The sequence below is a fragment of the Cyanobium sp. LEGE 06143 genome (assembly GCF_015207535.1).
GTDB lineage: Bacteria > Cyanobacteriota > Cyanobacteriia > PCC-6307 > Cyanobiaceae > NIES-981.
The window spans coordinates 1-4,648 of record NZ_JADEWP010000189.1; the positions used below are offsets into that span (position 1 = coordinate 1).

Sequence of the window (4,648 nt, forward strand, 5' to 3'; positions counted from 1 at the left end):
CGCCAGGCTCCGTTCAGGAAGCCGCTGGCGAATCCAATCCCCAGGGCCAGGGCGCCATACAGCAGCAGCACCAGCACCGAAAAGCCGAGGGGAGCCCCCAGCAACGGTGGCACCAGGCCATCCATCAGCCGCGGCACCAGGGTGCCCACCACCGGCAGATGCCCGAGCACGGTGGTGGGGGCGACCGGCTCCAGCGCGGGGTTGTTGCCGGGGATCTGGTTGGTGCGCAGGATCCAGAGCGGCAGCCCCTGGCGCAGGAACACGGTGGCGAGGCCGTCATGGGCCCGGCGCGGCAGCATCGAGCGCAGGCTGAGCAGCACCGCCACCGGCCCCTGGTTGGCCATGAAGGCGGGCTGGGCGGCCCCGCCTGGGGAGTCCTGGCGCAACCCCGTGCCGGCCATGGCGGTCACCTGGGCGTTGTGGCGCCAGTCGGGGCGCACCATGCCGAAGGGCGTGAGCAGCTCCTCGAGGCCCCGCCCCAGGCGACTCAGGCGGCTGTCCGGATCAGGCGCGATCCCGGCCAGCCGTTGTTCGGCGCGCAGTTGATCCAGGGCGATCCAGAGGGCCTGGCTGGAATCCTGCACACAGGAGGTGGCAGGCGTCACCAGCGCCACGCCGTGGCCATCGCCCGTGCGGTAGCGGGCACTGATGATTTCCGCCTGCAGGGCCAGGGCATCCAGCAGCGGCCCGTACAGGGGCACGAGCACATCCGAGAAGGGGCGGGTGCCCAGCCAGCCCCGCTGCAGGTTGCCGGCGTAGGCGCTCCAGTCCTGGCTGCCCGAGACGATGCCGTTGGGGTTGTTGGCATAGATCTGGTGGTAGCGCAGATCGAGCTGGGGCTCGCCGCTGAATGGATCCAGCACCACTTCGGCCTCGCCGAGGGCCAGATGGCCGGTGGTGGTCCAGGCCGGGGAAGGTTCGCCATCGCGTCCGCCGATGCCGCCGAACAGATGGATCAGCAGGGCCCGCTGCCCGGGTTGCGTCAGGGGGAGCTCCTCGGGCTTCGAGGTGATGGCGGTGCTGGTCAGCGTGCCCAGGCGCAGGGCTGCTTTCGCCCAGTTCTCGCGGTCGATCTCCCTCAGCCCTGCGGCCGTGCCTCGCACCACCTGCGTGGGCTTGAGGCCCAGCAGGGCCCGTGGCTGCAGCGCCTGCACGGTGAACACCCCATCGGGGCCCGGGGCGCCGCTGATCAGCCAGCCCTCGGGGTTCAGCTCCGAGGCCACCAGCCCGCTCGGATCCAGCATCACCCGCCCGAAGCGATCAGGCGGCAGCTTCGGAATCCTGATCGACTCCTCCACCCCGGAGAAGTCAGCGTCGGAGCGGTCGTAGTGCCGCACCCGCCAGCGGTGGGGATCGCCGCTGCTGCTGTCGCGCCCCAGCACGGTGACCAGCCCCAGCCAGCGCCCAGTGGTCTGCAGCGGCGGCTTGCTGATCCGCAGCGTGTCGCCCTCGAGGCTCACCCCTTCCAGCCGCACACTGACGCTGTCCTGGGGGAGGGCTCCGGCCAGGGACTGCAGCGGCCCCACGGCCAGGCGGCCATCCAGGCGGGTGGGCACCACGTTGGCGTGGCAGCGGCGTCACGGGCGGCCTGGCCCAGGCGCACATCGGTGCTCACGGCCTCCACCATCGCCTGCAGGCGGGRCTGGTCGGCCCAGGTGAGGCCKAGCCGCTGGCCGATCAGGGCCTCCTGGCCCGGTGGCGCCTGCTCCAGATCCAGCCACACCCAGTCGCCGCGGCGCAGGGCCTTCTCCTCCACCGAGGGCAGGATCAGCTGTCCCATCCAGTTGGCATGGGGCCGGTAGAGCTGCCGATCCGGTTGCAGGGCCAGGGGGTAGTAGGCGCTCTGGCTGAACGGGGAACGGTTGGCCAGGGCTTCACTGCTCTCCGGCAGGGGCCGCTCCGGGCTGCCCTGGCGCAGCGGCATCGCCTGCAGCCCCTGTCGCAGCGGGCCCAGGGGCAGCAGGGTCAGCACGAGGGCCAGCAGCCCCCCCAGCAGAGCCTGGAGCGCGCGCAGACGGACAGGGCTGCTCATGGTGACGTCACCGTACCGAGCACCACCCGGGAGCCCCGCTCCGAAGCGATCACCTCAAGCCCGCAGCGGATCCGCTCCCGCAGGGCGCCCACGTGGCTGATCAGGCCGATCATGCGTCCGCCCTCCCGCAGGCGATCCAGTTCATCCATGGCCAGTTGCAGGCTGTCCGCATCGAGGCTGCCGAACCCCTCATCGATGAACAGCGTGTCCAGGGCCACGCCGCCGCTGTGGGCCTGCACCGTATCCGCCACCCCCAGGGCCAGGGCCAGGGAGGCCTGGAAGGTCTCACCCCCCGACAGGCTCGACACCTCCCGCTCCTCGGCGGTGTAGGCGTCCAGCACCCGCAGGCCGAGGCCTGCCTGGCTGCCGCGCCGTTGGCCGCTGGCATCGGAGAGCCGCAGTTCGTAGCGGCCTGCTGTCATCTGACCCAGCCGCTGGTTGGCGTAGCCGCAGATCTCTTCCAGGTAGGCGGAGAGTACCCAGCGCTGCAGGGAGATATTCGGCTCGCTCCTGCCCTGGCAGCGGGCCGCCACCCCCTGCACCAGGTCGCTGTGGGTCAGCTCCGCGGCGAGCTCGTTCTCCCCCTGCCGATGCCGCGCCAGCAGGTCAGTGATGGCGGCGCAGGCGCCTTCGGCGCGGGTGAAGCGGGCCAGGGCGGCTCTTCGGGCTGCATCGCTGGCGGCCAGGGCCGCCTCGGCGCCGGCCAGGTCTGGGGTGGGTTCGGGAAGCTGTTGCAGGGCCGGCTCGGCCAGCACCTTCTGCTGCAGCTGCAGCTCCAACTCGAACTGCCGCAGACGGGTGGTCCAGGTCTGACGTTGCTCCGCCGCGGCGAGGGCCTCGGCCAGGGCGCGGCGATCGGCGAAGTGCGCGGCCACCAGGTCGGCGTCCAGGCGGCGCCGCGCCTCCGCTTCCCGGGCCGCCGCCGTGTTCGACAGCCGGGCCGCCTCTGCCAGGCTATCGAAGCCCGCCCGCAGCGCCTGGACCTGCTCGAGCAGGGTTCTGGGGTCGTGGTCGCCCCCCAGGCTCTGCTCCAGCCGCGCCTGCAACGTGGTCGCCTGCTGCTGTTGCTGGGCCWGCCGCTCACGGTGGCTGCCGCCCTCCTCCCGCAGCGCCTCCAGCCGCTTGCGGTAGCGCTGCAGCCGCAGATCGACGATGGCGACGTCCTGCTCCAGCTGCGGCAGTGCCTTGGCCTCCTGCTGGGCCTTGGTGAGGGCCGCTTGGGCTGCTTGAGCTGCCTCGGTTGCCTGGGCTGCCGCGGGGGCCTGCTGGGCCGGGCTGGTCTCAGGGCTCTCGCCCCAGCCCAGTTGCCGCAGCTGGGCCTCCAGGCCCTCCAGCAGCGCCTGCTGTCGCGCCTGCCCGGCGCGGGCCTGGGAAAGGGCGAGGCTGGCCAGCTCCAGCTGGCGCTCCGCTGCCTCCATGGCCTGATCGGCCACGGCATCGGCCTGGGCCGCCGCCGGCTGGGGATGGTCCAGGGAGCCACACACCGGGCAGGCCTCGCCGGCCTGCAGGCCAGTGGCCAGGCGAGCTGCCATGCCCTGGAGCTGCCGTTCGCGCAGGTCGAGCTGGTGGTTTCGCGCCTGCTGCTGCCGCGCTTCCGCTTCCAGGGCGGCTCCAGCGGCGCTGCCCAGCTGCCGCTGGACCTGCTGCCGTTGCTGCAGGGTCTGGGTAAGGGACTGGGCCGCCCTGGCCCTCTGTTCCAGCCCCGCCAGCCCATCTCGGGCGGAGCGGCAGCCCTGCAGCCGCTTCTGCAGGGCGCTGCGGCCCTGCTCCTGCTCAGCCACCTTCTCCTCGCCCTGGCGGCTGCGGTCCGTGGCCTCCCGGAGCGCCCGGCTCACCTCCTGAATCGCCTGCCTGGCCTGGTGGACCTCCCTGGCCAGCCCCAGCACGTGCTCGAGCTCCCGCTCCCGGGTGGCCAGCAGGTTGAGGCAGCCGCTGAGGAGCCGGGGCTCAGGGCACTGCTTCAGATCCAGCTGGGCCACGGCCTCAGGCAGCTGCTGGGCCCGATCCCGCTGCTGCCGCAACTGGGTGAGCTGCTCAGCGCAGCTGCTGGCGGCCTGCTCCAGCTGCTGGTGGGCGGCGGCGGCGGCCTCCAGGCTGGGGCGCGCCGCTTCGGCGTGCTCGGCGCGTTCAAGACCTTGCCTCAGGGCGGCGATCGCCGGCAGCTCCTGTTCCAGGGCCTGCAGCCGCAGGCGCGCCTGCTGGCGCCGTTGCCACTGCTCCAGCTGGCTGCGGCAGTCTCCCAGGGCGCTCTGGCGGCCGCTGAAGGCCGCCTCTGCCGCTGAAAGCTGCTCCCTGGCCTGCCGCAGCAGGCCCTCGATCGCAGCCTGCACGGCGGCGCGCTCGGGGGGGCCACCATCGGTGAGCTCCAGCTGCTGCGGCCACTCCCTCTGCCAGGGCGCCCAGGCCTCGGCGATCTGGCTGAGGGTCTGCCGTTGCTGGCTCTGCCGTTGCTCCAGCTGGTCCCGGGCCTGCCTGGCCTGCTCCGAGAGCCATTCCGTGGCCCGTTGGTAGAGGGCCGTGTCGAAGAGGGTCTTGAGCAGGGTTTCGCGCTCCTCGGGCCTGGCCCGCAGCACATCGGCGAAGCGGCCCTGGGGCAGCAGGATCACCTGGCGGAAC

2 protein-coding genes and 1 pseudogene are annotated in these 4,648 nt (G+C 72.6%); all 3 read right to left on the reverse strand.

Annotation, left to right across the window (positions count from 1 at the left end):
* Window positions 1-1,559, reverse strand: a pseudogene (locus IQ216_RS11765) (CPBP family intramembrane glutamate endopeptidase); the annotation flags it as partial.
* Complete coding sequence (locus tag IQ216_RS11770; RefSeq protein WP_193815602.1) at window positions 1,457-2,032, reverse strand: hypothetical protein; 576 nt, start codon at window positions 2,030-2,032, stop codon at window positions 1,457-1,459. The pseudogene IQ216_RS11765 and the gene IQ216_RS11770, both read right to left, overlap by 103 nt.
* Window positions 2,029-4,648 (reverse strand): SbcC/MukB-like Walker B domain-containing protein (locus tag IQ216_RS14570; protein ID WP_193815603.1); only part of this gene is annotated, 2,620 nt, incomplete at its 5' end. The genes IQ216_RS14570 and IQ216_RS11770, both read right to left, overlap by 4 nt.